Below are 16,337 nucleotides of genomic sequence, written 5' to 3' on the forward strand. Positions count from 1 at the left end.
TGTGGGAGAAGGTGGCGCGAAGCGCCGGATGAGGGGTTCTCTCCACGGATGAGCACGCGGAGAGAAACCCCTCACCCGGCTCCATCTCGCTCCGCTCGATTGCGCCACCCTCTCCCACAAGGGGAGAGGGTGAGTGCCGAGCGGCATGAAAAGGTTGGAGACTTTTGAGCAGCGATGGATGGCCGGGTCAAGCGCGGCCAGGACCCAAGCGGCCACCCGGGCGCGCTAGTGTCCCGAATCCGAAGTTCGTATCATTCGCCGCACCTTCGGAGCGAACTTCGGATTCGATAAGGACACTAGCAAGCTTATGATTCTAGTGTGCTTTATGAATGCGAAGTTCGTGAAAGCGGCTGCCGCGAAATCGCACGAACTTCGCATTCAGCATACTAGATGGAAGGCGTCATCGATCCGCAGGGTTTCAGGCTTTTGAGCAGGTGCCCACTCCAGCACTCGTGATGCTCCTGAGCGTAGCTCATCGAGCCAATCACAATCAAACCGACCACGACAAGTCCGGCGACGATGTTCTGCACCATGGCTGCCACTCCCGGGACCGCACCGCCTGAAGGGCGTATGATGGACACCAGGGATCAAAGCCGTCAATGGACTACTTGGACCAGGCGAGCTCGCTCCACCTCTCCCGCTTGCGGGAAAAGTGGAGCTACTCAACCATCCCTCAGTTGAAATAGATCAGGCCGAGCCAGTCGGCGACCAGCGCGGGCTTTTCCTCGCCCTCGATCTCGACCGTGACGTTGGTGCGCGACAGCAGTTCCTTCGGCTTGCGCAGCGTGGCTTCCGCCAGCACGAAGCGGCCGCGAACGCGCTTGCCCGAGCGCACCGGCGAGATGAAGCGCAGCTTGTCGAAGCCGTAATTGACGCCCATCGCGGTGCCCTCGAGCACCGGCATCACCTCGTAGGACATGATCGACAGCAGCGACATCGTGAGGAAGCCATGGGCGATCGTGGTGCCGAAGGCGGTCTCCTTCTTGGCGCGCTCGGGATCGACATGGATGAACTGGTGATCCTCGATCACGTCGGCATAGGTGTCGATGCGGCCCTGATCGAGCAGGTGCCATGAGGACACGCCGATCTCCTTGCCGACCATGCCCTGGTAGGTTTCCAGCGACACCGGCGGCTTCTTCCAGACTTCGTTCATTGGCTAACCTCTGCTAACCGGAGGTCCGCACCTTCTGCAGCTCCGGAAATTCTTCCTCGCGGAACTCGGCTCCGCGCAACGCATCGCTTCTGACATCGTCATGTTCGAGACGGCGCAACTGCACGCGACGGATCTTTCCAGAAATCGTCTTTGGCAGTTCGGTGACCAGCTCGATCTTGCGGATGCGTTTAAACGGTGCGAGCCGCGTGTGCAAATGCTTGAAGATCGACAGCGCCGTCTCCGGGGTGCGCTCGACGCCTGATACCAGCAATATATAGGCCTTCGGGACCGCCAGCCGGATCGGGTCCGGGCTCGGCACCACGGCAGCTTCCGCCACCGCATCGTGCTCAAGCAGGACGCTCTCCAATTCGAACGGCGAGATGCGGTAGTCGGAGGATTTGAACACGTCGTCGGTGCGGCCGACGAAGGTCAGATAGCCCTCGTCATCGGTGAACACGACGTCGCCGCTGCGGTAAATCTCGCCGTCGGTGCCGATCAGCTTGCCGTCGTCGCCCTGATAGCCCTGCATCAGGCCCGCCGGCCGGTTGGCGCCGAGCAGCAGCGTCACCTCGCCCTCCTTGGCGGCATGGCCGTCATTGTCTGACACCTGCACGCGATAGCCGGGCAGCGGCCGGCCCATCGAGCCGACCTTCACCTTCTGCCCCGGCGAGTTGCCGGCCAGCGCCGTGGTCTCGGTCTGGCCGTAGCCGTCGCGGATGGTGAGGCCCCAGGCCGATTTGACCTGGTCGATGATCTCAGGGTTGAGCGGCTCGCCGGCGCCGCACACTTCACGCAGGCTCACTTTGAAGTCCGACAGTTGCTCCTGGATGAACATCCGCCACACCGTCGGCGGCGCACAGAGCGTGGTGACGCCGCAGCGGCCGATGATCGAGAGCAGTCCTTTCGCCTCGAAGCGTGGCTGGTTGGCGATGAAGATCGTCGCACCGGCATTCCACGGCGCGAAGAAGCAGCTCCAGGCATGCTTGGCCCAGCCGGGCGAGGAGATGTTGAGATGGATGTCGCCGGGCTGCAGGCCGATCCAGTACATGGTCGAGAGATGGCCGACCGGATAGCTGCGCTGGCTGTGCCGCACCAGTTTTGGCTTGGCCGTGGTGCCCGAGGTGAAATACAGCAACATCGGGTCGTCGGCGTTGGTCGGGCCGTCGGGCGTGAATGCGTCGGACGCCTTGGCCGCCTCCTCGAACGGCAGCCAGCCGTCCTGCGTCTGCGTCGCGCCGACCACGATGCGGACGAGCTTGTCGCTGCCGAGCCCTTCGAACTTCGCGACCTGATCCTGCGTCGCGACCACCGCCTTCGCCTTGCCGCGATCGAGCCGGTCGCGCAATTCATCCGCCGTCAACAGCGTGGTCGCGGGGATCACGACGACGCCGAGCTTCATCGCCGCCAGCATGGTCTCCCACAGCGGCACCACATTGCCGAGCAGTAGCAACAGATGATCGCCGCGCTGCAGCCCCTGCGTGCGCAGGAAGTTCGCGACCTGGTTGGAGCGGCGCGACAGCTCGGCAAACGACAGCTTGGTCTCGTTGCCGCTCGCGGCATCGACGATCCACAGCGCCGGCCGGTCGCGACTATCGGCATTGCGCGCGAGTTCAGCGTCGAACCAGTCGAGCGCCCAGTTGAACGGCACCGAATCCGGCCAGCGAAATCCCTTCACCGCGGCATCGTAGTCGGTGCGGTGCTTGAGCAGAAAGGCGCGTGCGTCCTGAAATGTGGTCATCTTCTTCCGAGCCCGTTGATTGGCAACCAGCGTCACCGTCAAGCGTAGCCCGGATGGAGCGAAGCGCAATCCGGGGGCGGTCGCGCCAGTAGATAAAGCAGTCCCGGATTTCGCTGCGCTCCATCCGGGCTACGAGTGGCCCGCTATTTCCCAGCGAGGCTCCGAACGTGCTGGATAATTCCGGAAAAGTCGACCCCGCCGTGGCCCGACGCGTCGAAGGTCTTATAGAGCTCCTGCGCATGCTTGCCGAGCGGCGTCACCGCGCCGGCCGCATTGGCGGCGTCCTGTGCCAGCGTCAGGTCCTTGACCATCAGGTTGGAGGCGAAACCCGGCTTGTAGTCGTTGTTGGCCGGCGAGGTCGGCACTGGACCTGGAACCGGGCAATAGGTCGTCAGCGACCAGCACTGGCCCGACGAGGTCGAGGCGACGTCGAACAGCGCCTGATGCGACAGGCCGAGCTTTTCGGCCAGCACGAAAGCCTCGCCGACCGCGATCATGGAAATGCCGAGGATCATGTTGTTGCAGATCTTCGCCGCCTGCCCTGCGCCGCCGGCACCACAATGCACGATCTTCTTGCCCATGTTGGCCAGCATCGGCTGGGCCGCCGCGAACGCCTTCGCCTCACCGCCGCACATGAAGGTCAGCGTCGCGCCCTTGGCGCCGCCGGTGCCGCCGGAAACCGGCGCATCGACCGAGGCCATGCCGTGCTTGGCGGCGAGCACGTGCGCCTGCTTGGCGCTTTCGACGTCGATGGTCGAGCAGTCGATGATCAGCGCCCCCTTGGCCATCGCCGGAAGCACTTCGTTCCAAACGCCGAGCACATGCTTGCCGGCCGGCAGCATGGTGATGACGACATCGGCACCCTTCACCGCGCTGACGCCGCTCTCGGCGATGGCGGCACCGTCACTCTTGGCCTGATCGCGCGACGCTGCGACCAGATCGAACGCGGTCACCTTGTGGCCGGCCTTGACCAGATTGGCCGCCATTGGCCCGCCCATATTGCCGAGCCCGATGAATGCGACGTTTGCCATGGGAAGTCCTCCGCTTGCGACGTTTCTATTTGCTGTCAGGAAATTTCAATTCGTCGGCGCCGATCTCGGCGAAATAAGGCGCCAGCATCTCCGCCGTCACGTCCTCGATATTGGCCGGAGACCATTTCGGATTGCGGTCCTTGTCGATCACGGCGGCGCGCACGCCCTCGCGGAAATCGTCGCTGGCGAACACCTCGAGTGCCGCGCGATATTCGCGCACCAGGCACTCTTCCAGCGTCTCGGTCGCCCGCGCCAGCCGCAGCAGCTTCAGCGTCACCACCATGCCGCGCGGCGACTTCTCACTGAGCGTCTTCAGCGTGGCCTGCGCCAGCTCGGAGCCATCGGCTTTCAGTGCATCAATGATGTCTTCCATCCGTCCGCGCGCGAACCAGCCGTCGATTTTGGCCTGTAGCGCGGCCACGGGGCCAGATTTCTCGCTGGTGGCGAAGCCTGCGATCAGCCCGTCGATCGCGACCGAGTTGGTGCCCGGCGCAACCTTGGTCAGCGCCTCGCGCAGCGCCGGAAGCTTGGCGCTCGGCACCACGGCATCGGCGAATTTGGCATAGATCGCATCCGGACCGTTCATTGTGGTGCCGGTGAGACCGAAATAGGTGCCGATCTCGCCTGGCGAACGCGACAGCAGATAGGTGCCGCCGACGTCGGGGAAGAAACCGAGCCCGACCTCGGGCATCGCGAGCTTGGTCTTCTCGGTCACGACGCGGTGGCGGCCGTGCGCCGACAGCCCGACGCCGCCGCCCATCACGATACCGTCCATGAACGCGACATAGGGTTTTGGGAATTTCTTGATCCGCGCGTTGAGGATGTACTCGTCGCGCCACAGGATCTTGCCGAGGTCGCCCTTGACCTTCGAGCTTTCCCAGAGCGCGCGGATATCGCCGCCGGCGCACAGGCCGCGCTCGCCGGCGCCCTCCAGCACGATGACCGCGACATCAGGATCGGCTTCGAACAGGTCGAGCGCCTTGTCGATGTCGTGGAACATCTCCAGCGTCACGGCATTGATCGCCTTCGGCCGGTTGAGCCGGATGATGCCGGCAGAACCTTCCTTGCGCGCGATCAGGTCGACTTCGGCAGCTGCCGTATCATTCATCGCGCGCCCTCGATCAACTTGCGCGACACGATCAGCCGCATGATTTCATTGGTGCCTTCGAGGATCTGGTGCACGCGCAGATCGCGCACGATCTTCTCGACGCCGTATTCGCTGAGATAGCCGTAGCCGCCGTGCAGTTGCAGCGCCTGGTTGGCGACCTCGAAGCCGACATCGGTGCCGAACCGCTTCGCCATCGCGCAGAGCATGGACGCGTCGGCATCCTTGCGGTCGAGTGCGGCGGCTGCGCGCCACAGGAAGGTGCGTGCGGCTTCCAGTTCGGTTGCCATGTCGGCGATCTTGAACTGCAGCGCCTGGAACTCGTCGAGCCGCTTTCCAAATGCCTTGCGGTCCTTCATGTAGGCCAGCGCCTTGTCGAGCGCCGCCTGCGCGCCGCCGAGCGAGCACGCCGCAATGTTGAGACGACCGCCGTCGAGGCCGGCCATCGCGATCTTGAAGCCGATGCCCTCCTCGCCGAGCCGGTTCGCGACCGGCACGCGCGCGTTCTCGAACACCACGGCGCGGGTCGGCTGCGCATTCCAGCCCATCTTGCGCTCATTGGCGCCGAACGACACGCCGGGTGTCTTGCCGTCGACGACGATCGTCGAGACGCCGCCGGGACCATCGCCGCCGGTGCGCACCATCGCCACCAGGAGATCGGTGCTGCCGGCCCCGGAGATGAACTGCTTCTGGCCGTTGAGCACGTAATGATCGCCGTCGCGCACGGCGCGGGTGCGGAGCGCAGCGGCATCGGAGCCGGCGCCCGGCTCGGTCAGGCAGTAGCTCGCGAGCAGCTCCATGGTGCAGAGCCTCGGCAGCCATTGGTGGCGCTGGGTGTCGTTGCCATAGGCATCGATCATCCAGGACGCCATGTTGTGGATCGAGATGAACGCAGATGTAGTCGGACAGCCCGTCGCCAGCGCCTCGAAGATCAGCGCGGCGTCGAAGCGCGTCATCGCCGAGCCGCCGACATCGTCCTTGATGTAGATGCCGCCGATGCCGAGGCCAGCGGCCTCACGCATCACGTCGACGGGAAAGTGCTTCTTCTCGTCCCATTCGAGCGCGTGCGGCGCGATCTTCTCTGCCGCAAACGCCCGCGCCATGTCGCGAACCGCGATCTGGTCCTCGTTGAGAGCGAACTGCATCTCGCCGCCTAGCCCTGAAGGTTACCCCATCGTCATTGCGAGGAGCTCGCGACAAAATTGCAAGAGCAATTTTGCGCTGAAGCGACGAAGCAATCCATTCTTCCACGCGGGGGATAGATGGATTGCTTCGTTGCGCTCGCAATGACGTTCCCGGAAATCACTTCATCGTCGGGATCGAGAACTCCGCGCCGTCCTTGACGCCGGACGGCCAACGCGAGGTCACCGTCTTGGTCTTGGTGTAGAAGCGGACCGAGTCCGGACCGTGCTGGTTGAGATCGCCGAAACCCGACTTCTTCCAGCCGCCGAAGGTGTAATAGGCGATCGGCACCGGGATCGGAACGTTGACGCCGACCATGCCGACATTGACTTTGGCGGCGAAGTCGCGCGCGGCGTCGCCGTCGCGGGTGAAGATCGCGACGCCGTTGCCGTAGTCGTGGTCGGACGGCAGCGCCAGCGCCTCGTGATAGTCCTTGGCGCGCACCACCGAGAGCACCGGGCCGAAGATCTCTTCCTTGTAGATCCGCATGTCCTTGGTGACGTTGTCGAACAGCGAACCGCCGAGATAGAAGCCGTTCTCATAGCCCTGCATCTTGAAGCCGCGGCCGTCGACGGCAAGCGTCGCGCCTTCCTTGACGCCGATGTCGATGTAGCTCTTCACCTTCTCGACCGCCTCGCGGGTCACCAGCGGGCCGTAATCGGCCGACGGATCGACCGAGGTGCCGATCTTGAGCGACTCGACGCGCGGGATCAGCTTCTCCATCAGGCGGTCGGCGGTGGTCTTGCCGACGGGCACCGCAACCGACACCGCCATGCAGCGCTCGCCGGCCGAGCCGTAACCGGCGCCGATCAGCGCATCGACCGCCTGGTCCATGTCGGCGTCCGGCATGATGATGGCGTGGTTCTTGGCGCCGCCGAAGCACTGGCAACGCTTGCCGGTCTGCGCGGCGCGCTCGTAGATGTACTGCGCGATCGGGGTCGAGCCGACGAAGCCGATCGCCTTGACGTCGGGATCGTCGAGGATGGCGTCGACCGCTTCCTTGTCGCCGTTGACGACATTGAGGATGCCGGCCGGCAGGCCCGCTTCGATCATCAGCTCGGCAAGCTTCATCGGCACGCCCGGATCGCGCTCCGACGGCTTCAGAATAAACGCGTTGCCGCAGGCGATTGCAGGCGCGAACTTCCACATCGGGATCATCGCCGGGAAGTTGAACGGCGTGATGCCGGCGACCACGCCGAGCGGCTGGCGCATCGAGTAGATGTCGATGCCGGGGCCGGCGCCTTCGGTGTACTCGCCCTTCATCAGATGCGGGATACCGCAGGCGAACTCGGCAACTTCGAGGCCGCGCTGGATGTCGCCCTTGGCGTCGGGAACGGTCTTGCCGTGCTCGCGCGCCAGCAGCTCGGCGAGCTTGTCGTAGTCGCGCTGCACCAGCTCGACGAATTTCATCATGACGCGGGCGCGGCGCTGCGGGTTGGTGGCGGCCCATTCGCCCTGCGCGGCGCGGGCGTTCTCCACCGCGGCGCGAACTTCGGCCTTGGAGGCCAGCGCCACCTTGGCCTGGACGTCGCCGGTCATCGGCTCGAAGACGTCGGCCGTACGACCCGAAGTGCCCTTGACCTCCTTGCCACCGATGAAATGTCCGATAGAGCGCATGAATATCCTCCCTTGGAGACCTGAATCGCCGCGCCTCGCCGACGAGATCGCTTTACAAACCCTAATGACCCTGCATTTTATAGGATTCAAGTCCGATAAATTGCACCATAGATGTGCGGAAATGCAGGATCAAGGCGGCGACACGATCGACTGGGACGACTTCCGTTTCGTGCTTGCCATCGTACGCGGCGGGTCGGTGTCGGCTGCCGCCAAGCAGCTCGGCGTCGATCATGCCACAGTGATCCGACGTGTCGACCGGCTGGAAGGCCACCTCTCCGCAAAACTGTTTGATCGCCGCAAGACCGGCTACCTGCTCACCGAGGCCGGCCAGCGCGTCGCCGACAGCGCGGAGGCGATGGAATCGACCATCGTCGCCAACCAGGAGGCGGTCGGCGGCTCGCGCGCGCATCTCACCGGCACGGTGCGGATCGGCGCGCCCGACGGCTTCGGCAGCCACTTTTTGGCCTCGCGATTGGTTAAGTTCACCGAGCGGTATCCCGATCTCGATCTGCAGCTCGTCGCCACCGCGCGGCTGTTCTCGCTGTCCAAGCGCGAGGCCGACATCGCGATCAGCCTGACCATGCCGAAGGAAGGCCGCATCGTCGGCCGCAAGCTGCTCGACTACACGCTCGGACTTTATGCCGCACCCGGCTATCTCGCGCAGGCGCCAAAGATCGCCGCGCGCGCCGACCTGCCGCAGCACCGCTTCGTCGGCTACATTGAGGAGCTGCTGTTCACGCCGGAGCTGGACTATCTGCCGCAAGTCTCGCCGAAGATTTCCGCCAAGTTCCGCAGCGCCAACCTGATCGCACAGCTCAACGCCACCATCGCCGGCTTTGGCATCGCCGTCCTGCCGCACTTCATGGCATCAGCCCACCCCGAACTGCAACCGGTGCTGCGCGACGAGGTGCGGATCTCGCGCACCTTCTGGCTCCTGATGCACGCCGACAGCAAGGACCTTGCCCGCATCCGCGCGGTGGCGGATTATATCTACGAGACGGTGGAAGCCGAGCGCGCGCTGTTTAGCGGGGCGACCTGACTAGCGCCGGCCCTCGAGCTCAGTTTGAGAAATGGCTTTCTGAGAAATGCCTTGGCGGTGTGGCGCTTCATCCTTAAACCGCATTTTGGACGGATCCTGAGTAGGGAGTAACACTGTGCCCGACCCGGAAAGTCTTCCAATCGATCAGATTTACGTACCCGTTAAGAAGCGGAAAACCCTCAGGCCTGAGCTCGTTCAAGAAATTGCGGCGAGTATTCTGGAAGTTGGGCAACAAGTCCCCATTCTCGTTCGGCCTGATGAGGGCCGTCTCGTTTTGCTCGAGGGGTTACATCGGCTCGAGGCCTGCAAGGCGCTTGGCGAGACAACCATCATCGGAGTCTGGGGTTTAGCAGAGACTGCTCACCACAAGACGCTGTTGTCCGACGGAGCTGAGACAGAGGCCGAGCGGGACAAAATGGCGCGATTGAAGAAGCTGCGCCTCGAGAGAGAAGCTGCCGAGAAATCGTCGGCTTCCGCAGACGCGATCGTGGAAACTGAATCAGCCAAGCTTCGGTCGGCGCGCTCCGGAACGAGTATCAGACGAGGGGCGTCGGGCGATCCACGATCAAAAACGAGGACGCTGTCGGAATGGCTCACACAACAAAAGCGCGATGGTGGTCGTTATTGATGACCGCCTCGGCCATCAAGGTCGGAGGGAGCATGCGAAGGGCCATCACTCCGGAAGCCTCGCAGGGCTGAGGCCTTCCAAAGGGTGCCTCATGCCTTCGTTGCCGACGAAAACCAAACCGGGGAGATCCGGCGCCTCGTCGCAGGAACTCCCCTAATTCGCTCTGGCACGCGGCCTCTTCGTCACCGCTGCCCGCCCCATCACCGCCTCGCGGCCCGCGCTCAGGATCTCGTCGGACATTTCGCCGTTGCCTGCGATCCGCGACATCACGATGGTGCCCATCATGGTCGCGAGCGTGGCCATCGCCTGCCTGCGCGCGGTCTTGCGCGGCACGTCCTGGATCTGGTCGGCCATCATGTCGATCATCTGGTCGAGCTTGAGCGCAAAGGCCTTGCGGGTCTTCGGGCTCTCGCGGGCGATCTCGGCGCCGAGCGCCGGGACTGCGCAGCCCTGGCCGGGATCGTCGCGATGGGTCACCGAAAGATAGCCTTCGACGATGGTCGCCAGCCGCTTCTCCGGCGGCACCTCCGCCGTGACCTTGCGCCAGCGCTCGTTGGCGCGGTCCATGGCGTAGTTGAAGGCCTCGATCACCAGCGCCTCGCGCGAATCGAAATGCGCGTAGAAGCCGCCATGGGTCAGGCCGGCGTCCTTCATCAGGTCGGCGACGCCGATGCCATGGGCGCCCTTCTCGCGCAGCCGCGTCGCGGCCTTCTTCACGATCCGCGCATGGGTCTCCTGCTTGTGTTCTTTCGAATAGCGCATGCCGCTCTCATGGAATGTTTCTAATCATACAATAGCAGATTTGCGCTGGGAATGCTGCAGTTATTTCGCTTTTGGTTCCCCGCCGAGCATGGAAAATGTCGCGGTCGCGTGCACCGCAAGATTGCCCCTGCCGTCGCGGACGAAGCCCTCGGTGTAGCTGGTCTGGCGGCCGAGCTTGATCACCTTGCCCTCGGCCGAGATGGTTCCCGAGCGCGCCGAGAGCGGGCGCAGATAGGTCAGCTTGAGGTCCAGCGTCACTGAGGTCTGCCCGGCCGGCAGCAGGGTCGAGATCGCACAGCCCATCGCGGTATCGAGCAGCGCGGCGGCGGTCGCGCCGTGCAAGAGGCCGATGGTGTTCTCCAGGCTCTCATGCGGTTCGAGTTCCATCACGATCCGCCCCTCGTCGACCACGGCCATGCGGAAGCCGATCAGCTTGGCCATCGGCGGCGGTGGCAAGGAGCCGTCGCGGATCGCGCGCATCGCCGCGATGCCGGACATCGGCATCGCCGCCTTGGCGACCGGCCCGGGCGCCTGCCAATCCACCACGCGCGTGCGCGTCAGTTCGGGCGAATGCAGGTCTGATGTCTCGGCGGCAGTCATGACGGCTCCATTTATATGATAAACATAATTCTATATGTCCGCGCCCCGCAGTGCAACCGCCGGTCCGGTGCTTGACAGCGGCGAGCTTTGTCCGGGACATGGCGCCATCAATTCCTGCGTCGGGACTTTTCCATGGACATGCTCAATCCCCACTGCGGCATCGACCGCGACAGTAGAGGCGTCGTCCGCCTCACGATCTGCAACGCCGGCAAGCTGAACATCGTCGGCTCGGCCGTGACCAACGGCGTGCGCGAAGGTCTTGAGCACCTCGCCGCCGACCGCGACATCCGTGCAGTGATTCTCGCCGGCGAAAGCGAGCGGAGCATGATCGGCGGCGCCGACATCAAGGAGATGGCGACGCTCGACCAGACGTCAGCGGAAGCGTTCATCAGCCGCCTGCGCGACCTCTGCGAGGCCGTGCGCAAATTCCCGGCGCCTGTCATCGCCCGCCTGCCCGGCTGGTGCCTCGGCGGCGGGCTCGAGGTCGCGGCCGCCTGCGACGTCCGGGTCGCGGCGCATGATGCGATGTTCGGCATGCCCGAGGTGCGCGTCGGCATCCCCTCAGTGATCCACGCCGCGCTGCTGCCGCGCCTGATCGGCTGGGGCCGCGCGCGCTGGCTGATGATGACCGCGGAAAACATCGACGCCCCCACGGCGCTCGCCTGGGGCCTGGTCGATACCGTGGCGAAGCCCGGCGGCCTCGATGAGGCCGTCGAGCACACCGTGAAGGCGCTGCTGGAATGCGGCCCCGAGGCGCTGCGCATCCAGAAGGATTTGCTGCGGCAGTGGGAAGAGTTGCCGCTGACCGAGTCGGTCAACCTCAGTGTCGACGTGTTCGGAAAGTCGTTCCAGACCGGCGAGCCGCAGCGGCTGCTGCAGGGATTTCTGGATCGCAAGCGGTAATGCCTGATGCCTCGTAGCCCGGATGAAGCGCAGCGAAATCCGGGGTGCATCGTCAGCGGATCGAGTCATCCCGGATTGCGCTTCGCTTCATCCGGGCTACGAGACCAACCTGACAGACTGTTGACCACGAACCTGGGCGGATTAGTCTAACCTCCATCGCGAGACGGGCGCTCCAGATCGAGAACGTCGATCGGAACACGCTTTCTCGCGAACAATCGCGCTTGCGGCCAAAAAAGATCACTTTCGGGACAGACGCACGAGGTCAGAACTCAAGAGCTGCAGGAGGACATATGGTCCAAAAGCGCGACGTTCCCGGTATCCGACCCTACAATGCTCCAGCCGGCGGCTGGGGCGCCCTCAAGGCCACCGCGACCGCGGTGCGCGACCAGATGGATCTGGTCGAGGCGCCGATCACGCTGCTGCGGACCAACAAGCCCGACGGATTCGATTGTCCGGGCTGCGCCTGGCCGGACAAGGAGCACACCTCCACCTTCCAGTTCTGCGAGAATGGCGCGAAAGCCGTGACCTGGGAGGCGACCAGCAAGCGCGTCACGCCTCAATTCTTCGCCGACCACACCGTCACCGAGCTGCTGACCTGGAGCGACTTCCATCTGGAGAACGAGGGCCGGCTGACCGAGCCGCTCGCCTATGACGAGGCGTCCGACACCTACCAGCCGATCACCTGGGACAACGCCTTCGCGCGGATCGGCGAGACGCTGCGCAGCCTGCCCGATCCTGACATGGCCGAGTTCTACACCTCCGGCCGCGCCTCGAACGAGGCCGCGTTCCTGTTCCAGATCTTCGCGCGCGAATACGGCAGCAACAATTTCCCCGACTGCTCGAACATGTGCCACGAGGCAACCAGCGTCGGGCTGCCGCAATCGATCGGCATCGGCAAGGGCACGGTGTCGCTGGACGATTTCGACCATTGCGAGCTGATCATCGCGATGGGCCACAACCCCGGCACCAACCATCCGCGGATGATGGGCACGTTGTGGGAGGTCTCGCGTCGCGGCGCGCCGATCATCGTGTTCAATCCGCTGCGCGAACGCGCGCTGGAGCGCTTTGCCGATCCGCAGGACCCGATCGAGATGGCGACCCTTGGCTCGACGCGGATCGCCTCGACCTATTACCAGCCCAAGGTCGGCGCCGACGCCGCGGTGCTGAAAGGCGTCATGAAGGCACTGATCGAGAAGGATGACGCGACGCACGACGTGCTCGATCATGCCTTCATCGCCGAGCACACCAACGGCTTTGCGGCGTTCGCCGCCGATCTGCGCGCCACGCCGTGGGAGGCGATCGAGACGGTTTCCGGTTTTACGCGCGCCCAGCTCGGCGAGGTCGCTACTGCCTATGCAAAATCCAATGCCACCATCGTCACCTACGGCATGGGCATCACCCAGCACAGCCGCGGCACCGACAATGTCCAGCAGATCGCAAACCTGCTGCTCTTGAAGGGCAATTACGGCAAGCCGGGCGCCGGCATCTGCCCGCTGCGCGGCCACTCCAACGTGCAGGGCAACCGCACCGTCGGCATCACCGAGAAGCCCAACATCCCGATGTTCGAGGGCATCGAGCGCACCTTCGGCTTCAAGCCGCCGCGCCATCACGGCCATGACGCGGTCGCCGCGATGGAGGCGATCGACGATGGAAGGTCCAAGGTCCTGATCTGTCTCGGCGGCAATTTTGCCATCGCGCTGCCCGATCCCGAGCGTTGCGCGGCCGGCATGCGCAAGCTCGAGCTTGCGGTTCATCTCGGCACCAAGCTCAACCGCTCGCATCTCCTGGTCGGCAAGCAGTCGATCATTCTGCCGGTGCTGGGGCGCACCGAGCGCGACATCCAGGCCTCGGGCCCGCAGGTCGTCACCGTCGAGGATTCGATGTCGATGGTGCACGCCTCGCGCGGCAAGCTGACCCCGGCCTCCGAAAATCTGCTTTCGGAATCGGCGATCATTGCCGGCATGGCGATGGCGACCCTGCCGGCGAGCAAGGTGCCGTGGACCGATCTGATTGCCGATTACGACCGCATCCGCGATGCCATCGAAGGCGTCTTCCCCGATTTTAGGGATTACAACGCGCGGATCCGGATTCCCGGCGGCTTCCGCCTGCCACTGCCGCCGACCGAGCGCAAATGGACCACGCCATCGGGCAAGGCCGAATTCCTGATTTTCGCCGGCCTCGAAGAGGACCCGGTGCTGTCGGACGAGACCATCCTCAAGCTCGCGACGATCCGCAGCCACGACCAGTACAACACCACGATCTACGGATTGAACGACCGCTATCGCGGCGTGTTCGGGCGGCGCGACGTGCTGTTCGCCAACGAGGCGGACCTCACCGCGCGCGGCCTCGCCCATGGCGATCTCGTCGAGATCGAGACCGCGCTGCCCTCGGGCGCGCCGCGCCGCCTGACGCTGACCGCGATCGTCTACGACATCGCGCGCGGCTCGGTCGCCGCCTACTATCCGGAAGCCAACGGCCTCGTGCCGCTCGACTATCAGGACAAGGAGAGCGGCACGCCGTCGTACAAGTCGATCCCGGTACATATTCGGCGGGCGGCTGAGGTGGCGTAGCGACCTTCGTAGCCCGGATTGAGCGAAGCGAAATCCGGGGCGCGCTATCCGCGGATAGGACTTCCCGGATTGCGCTTCGCTCCATCCGGGCTACGCGCACTGCTCACCTAGCGTTCGCCGGCGCGTGCACCGGCCAGAGATCGGCGCGCCAGTGCAGCGCGATCGCCAGCATCGCGATGAAGCCGGCGGCGGCGAGCAGCGTGCCGGTCGCGGTGTAGCCGATCAGGTCGATCAGGCTGCCGGCCGCGAGCAGGCCGAGCGGCAGGCCGTAGATCACCATCATGCGCACGCCCATCACGCGGCCACGCAGATGCGCGCTGGCGTTGCGCATCAGCATCACGGCGGCCGAGATCATCGACATGCTCTGCGCGATCCCGGCCAGCACCAGGCAGGCCATCGCCACCGGCATGGTCCTGAGCTCGACGAACACCAGCAGCATCGCATACCAGGCGAGCGTCGCGCCGATCAAAAGCCGTGCGATGCGGACGCCGCCGGCCATGCTGAGCGTGATCGAGCCGATCAGCGAGCCGAATGCAAAACTCGCCGAGAGATAGCCGAGGCCGGTCTGGTCGGTATGGAAGATGTCGCGCGCGACGAAAGGCAGCAGGCCGTTGGTGAGCGGAAACGCGGTGAGGTTGGCGAGGAACGCGACGCAGAGCGCGGCGCGCATGCCCGGGCCGCTCCAGGCATAGACGATGCCCTCCTTGAGGTCGCGCAGCAGCTTTGAGCCCGGCGCGTCGCCGGCCGCCTCGTCAGCCACGCCGTGCGCTTTGGCCGGACGGCCCATGCAGAGCATCAGGATCGCGGCAACGAAATAGAAGCTCGCGATCCCGACATAGACATAGCCGATGCCGAGCGCCGCGAACAATCCGGCTCCGGTCAGTGCGCCGGCGATGCGCGCCGAATCCTGCGTCGTGCGCGCCAGGCTGATGGCGCCGACCAGCTGCGCCGGCGGCATGATGTCGGCGAGCAGCGCGCCGCGCACGCCGAGATCCGACGGACGGATCACGCCCATCAGCGCGACGATGACCATGACCTTCAGCGGCGCCAGATGGCCGGTCAGCGCCAGAATCATGATGGTGCCGGCGAGTGCGGTATAGGCAAAGCGCATCACGGCGAGCAGATCGCGATGCCCCATGCGGTCACCGATCATGCCGACGACGGGCGCGACCAGCGTGCCGACATATTGCAGGGAAGCGAGCACGGTCAGCAGCAGCACCGAGCCGGTCTCGACCATGATGTACCAGCCGAGCACCAGCGTCTCGACCTCGAACGCCCAGGAGGTGAGCAGATCGGACGGCCATTGAAAGCGATAGCTGCGGATGCGAAACGGCGCGAGCGCGGAGGTCCGCGTGGTCCCGCTCAAGACGCGATGACGCGTGTCACGGCGTGTCCTGCCCTTTTTCTTGGTTCTTCTGGGTCTTGATTCTCTTGCGAAAACTCCCTGCTACGGAAGCGTAGCGCTGACAATGTCGGTGTCAATCGAAGCCGCCGCATGCAGCCATGCGCGTGGGCATCGGCGGCAACCGCGTTGCACTGCCAAGCGCCCGCGGCCGCCCGGATCGCCCCCCTCCGCCCCGCAGGATGAATGTGCTAACATGCCTGCGCCGAAATCGCGGAGGACGCCATGAAAGCCTTCGAAGTTTTCGCGATCTATGTGACGCCCTTTGTGATCATAGGGATCGCCATCAAGCTGCTGATGAAGCGCTACGCCGTCGACCTGCCCGACGTGCAGAAGCAGGCAGGCTCTACGCCGAAGCGGCGGTTTTTGCTCGGCGCCTGGCGGTCGGAATAGGTCACGTCGCAGGCCATCCGGGACGCGCCGCCTCCACGGAGAAATTCTCAATCACTGAGTTGCCCGACAGCGCAAGCCCCTTTTGCAAAAATATTTCGCTTTATCAGAAAATCAACTCGGTATATGAAACTTCGGGCAAATGATGTCGCGAGAATGCGAAGCTGCGTCCCCGCCACAACTGTCATCGTCCGGCTCGACCGGGCGATCCAGTACG

General features: G+C 64.4%; 15 protein-coding genes. 5 read left to right on the top strand and 10 right to left on the bottom strand.

What is annotated here, in order from left to right; translation table 11 throughout:
- Nucleotides 1-386: 386 nt before the first annotated feature.
- The 7 genes from ACE10Z_RS27545 to ACE10Z_RS27575 form a co-directional block, all read right to left on the bottom strand.
- On the bottom strand, nt 387-533 hold the full coding sequence (locus tag ACE10Z_RS27545; protein WP_375783565.1) for a hypothetical protein: 147 nt from the start codon (nt 531-533) through the stop codon (nt 387-389).
- Nucleotides 534-673: 140 nt separating this feature from the next.
- Nucleotides 674-1,153: a MaoC family dehydratase gene (locus tag ACE10Z_RS27550; protein WP_298364244.1), complete on the bottom strand. Its 480-nt coding sequence runs from the start codon at nt 1,151-1,153 to the stop codon at nt 674-676.
- 13 nt (nt 1,154-1,166) lie between these two features.
- A complete protein-coding gene (locus ACE10Z_RS27555; RefSeq protein WP_375783566.1) occupies nt 1,167-2,891 on the bottom strand; it encodes an AMP-binding protein in 1,725 nt (574 codons plus the stop codon).
- Between the two features lie 143 nt (nt 2,892-3,034).
- Entirely contained in the window at nt 3,035-3,922 is an 888-nt protein-coding gene (gene mmsB / locus ACE10Z_RS27560) for a 3-hydroxyisobutyrate dehydrogenase (protein ID WP_298364253.1), read from the bottom strand.
- Between the two features lie 25 nt (nt 3,923-3,947).
- Nucleotides 3,948-5,030 carry an enoyl-CoA hydratase/isomerase family protein gene (locus tag ACE10Z_RS27565; protein ID WP_375783567.1) on the bottom strand — a complete coding sequence of 361 codons (1,083 nt, stop codon included), beginning with the start codon at nt 5,028-5,030 and terminating at the stop codon, nt 3,948-3,950.
- A complete protein-coding gene (locus ACE10Z_RS27570; protein WP_375783568.1) occupies nt 5,027-6,172 on the bottom strand; it encodes an isobutyryl-CoA dehydrogenase in 1,146 nt (381 codons plus the stop codon). The genes ACE10Z_RS27565 and ACE10Z_RS27570 overlap by 4 nt, the downstream gene beginning before the upstream one ends.
- A 157-nt stretch (nt 6,173-6,329) precedes the next feature.
- Entirely contained in the window at nt 6,330-7,826 is a 1,497-nt protein-coding gene (locus tag ACE10Z_RS27575; protein WP_375783569.1) for a CoA-acylating methylmalonate-semialdehyde dehydrogenase, read from the bottom strand.
- A gap of 121 nt (nt 7,827-7,947) precedes the next feature.
- Here ACE10Z_RS27575 and ACE10Z_RS27580 point away from each other — a divergent pair, with 121 nt between their 5' ends.
- Both ACE10Z_RS27580 and ACE10Z_RS27585 read left to right on the top strand, forming a co-directional pair.
- On the top strand, nt 7,948-8,865 hold the full coding sequence (locus tag ACE10Z_RS27580; protein WP_375783570.1) for a LysR family transcriptional regulator: 918 nt from the start codon (nt 7,948-7,950) through the stop codon (nt 8,863-8,865).
- 115 nt (nt 8,866-8,980) lie between these two features.
- Nucleotides 8,981-9,493 carry a ParB N-terminal domain-containing protein gene (locus ACE10Z_RS27585; protein ID WP_375783571.1) on the top strand — a complete coding sequence of 171 codons (513 nt, stop codon included), beginning with the start codon at nt 8,981-8,983 and terminating at the stop codon, nt 9,491-9,493.
- Nucleotides 9,494-9,646: 153 nt separating this feature from the next.
- On the opposite strand, the gene ACE10Z_RS27590 is transcribed toward ACE10Z_RS27585, so the two are convergent.
- Nucleotides 9,647-10,255: a TetR/AcrR family transcriptional regulator gene (locus ACE10Z_RS27590; RefSeq protein ID WP_375783572.1), complete on the bottom strand. Its 609-nt coding sequence runs from the start codon at nt 10,253-10,255 to the stop codon at nt 9,647-9,649.
- A 60-nt stretch (nt 10,256-10,315) separates the two neighbouring features.
- Nucleotides 10,316-10,855: a PaaI family thioesterase gene (locus ACE10Z_RS27595; protein WP_375783573.1), complete on the bottom strand. Its 540-nt coding sequence runs from the start codon at nt 10,853-10,855 to the stop codon at nt 10,316-10,318.
- A gap of 132 nt (nt 10,856-10,987) precedes the next feature.
- Here ACE10Z_RS27595 and ACE10Z_RS27600 point away from each other — a divergent pair, with 132 nt between their 5' ends.
- Together ACE10Z_RS27600 and ACE10Z_RS27605 are read left to right on the top strand one after the other, a co-directional pair.
- Nucleotides 10,988-11,758, top strand: coding sequence for an enoyl-CoA hydratase (locus ACE10Z_RS27600; RefSeq protein ID WP_375783574.1), 771 nt, complete (start codon nt 10,988-10,990; stop codon nt 11,756-11,758).
- A gap of 290 nt (nt 11,759-12,048) precedes the next feature.
- Entirely contained in the window at nt 12,049-14,328 is a 2,280-nt protein-coding gene (locus ACE10Z_RS27605) for an FdhF/YdeP family oxidoreductase (protein WP_375783575.1), read from the top strand.
- A 103-nt stretch (nt 14,329-14,431) separates the two neighbouring features.
- Here the strand turns inward: ACE10Z_RS27605 and ACE10Z_RS27610 are convergent, their stop codons facing one another.
- Nucleotides 14,432-15,694: an MFS transporter gene (locus tag ACE10Z_RS27610; protein WP_375783576.1), complete on the bottom strand. Its 1,263-nt coding sequence runs from the start codon at nt 15,692-15,694 to the stop codon at nt 14,432-14,434.
- Nucleotides 15,695-15,955: 261 nt separating this feature from the next.
- On the opposite strand from ACE10Z_RS27610, the gene ACE10Z_RS27615 reads away from it, so the two are divergent.
- On the top strand, nt 15,956-16,123 hold the full coding sequence (locus ACE10Z_RS27615) for a hypothetical protein (protein WP_375783577.1): 168 nt from the start codon (nt 15,956-15,958) through the stop codon (nt 16,121-16,123).
- The last annotated feature ends 214 nt before the right edge of the window (nt 16,124-16,337 follow it).

This window comes from Bradyrhizobium sp. Pha-3 (assembly GCF_042258615.1).
Classification (GTDB): Bacteria; Pseudomonadota; Alphaproteobacteria; order Rhizobiales; family Xanthobacteraceae; genus Bradyrhizobium.

What these genes read in the sequence shown, in the direction of transcription:
- ACE10Z_RS27545 (WP_375783565.1), bottom strand. Translation starts at nt 533, where the DNA reads ATGGTGCAGAACATCGTCGCCGGACTTGTCGTGGTCGGTTTGATTGTG.
- ACE10Z_RS27550 (WP_298364244.1), bottom strand. Translation starts at nt 1,153, where the DNA reads ATGAACGAAGTCTGGAAGAAGCCGCCGGTGTCGCTGGAAACCTACCAG.
- ACE10Z_RS27555 (WP_375783566.1), bottom strand. Translation starts at nt 2,891, where the DNA reads ATGACCACATTTCAGGACGCACGCGCCTTTCTGCTCAAGCACCGCACC.
- mmsB (WP_298364253.1), bottom strand. Translation starts at nt 3,922, where the DNA reads ATGGCAAACGTCGCATTCATCGGGCTCGGCAATATGGGCGGGCCAATG.
- ACE10Z_RS27565 (WP_375783567.1), bottom strand. Translation starts at nt 5,030, where the DNA reads ATGAATGATACGGCAGCTGCCGAAGTCGACCTGATCGCGCGCAAGGAA.
- ACE10Z_RS27570 (WP_375783568.1), bottom strand. Translation starts at nt 6,172, where the DNA reads ATGCAGTTCGCTCTCAACGAGGACCAGATCGCGGTTCGCGACATGGCG.
- ACE10Z_RS27575 (WP_375783569.1), bottom strand. Translation starts at nt 7,826, where the DNA reads ATGCGCTCTATCGGACATTTCATCGGTGGCAAGGAGGTCAAGGGCACT.
- ACE10Z_RS27580 (WP_375783570.1), top strand. Translation starts at nt 7,948, where the DNA reads ATGCAGGATCAAGGCGGCGACACGATCGACTGGGACGACTTCCGTTTC.
- ACE10Z_RS27590 (WP_375783572.1), bottom strand. Translation starts at nt 10,255, where the DNA reads ATGCGCTATTCGAAAGAACACAAGCAGGAGACCCATGCGCGGATCGTG.
- ACE10Z_RS27595 (WP_375783573.1), bottom strand. Translation starts at nt 10,855, where the DNA reads ATGACTGCCGCCGAGACATCAGACCTGCATTCGCCCGAACTGACGCGC.
- ACE10Z_RS27600 (WP_375783574.1), top strand. Translation starts at nt 10,988, where the DNA reads ATGGACATGCTCAATCCCCACTGCGGCATCGACCGCGACAGTAGAGGC.
- ACE10Z_RS27605 (WP_375783575.1), top strand. Translation starts at nt 12,049, where the DNA reads ATGGTCCAAAAGCGCGACGTTCCCGGTATCCGACCCTACAATGCTCCA.
- ACE10Z_RS27615 (WP_375783577.1), top strand. Translation starts at nt 15,956, where the DNA reads ATGAAAGCCTTCGAAGTTTTCGCGATCTATGTGACGCCCTTTGTGATC.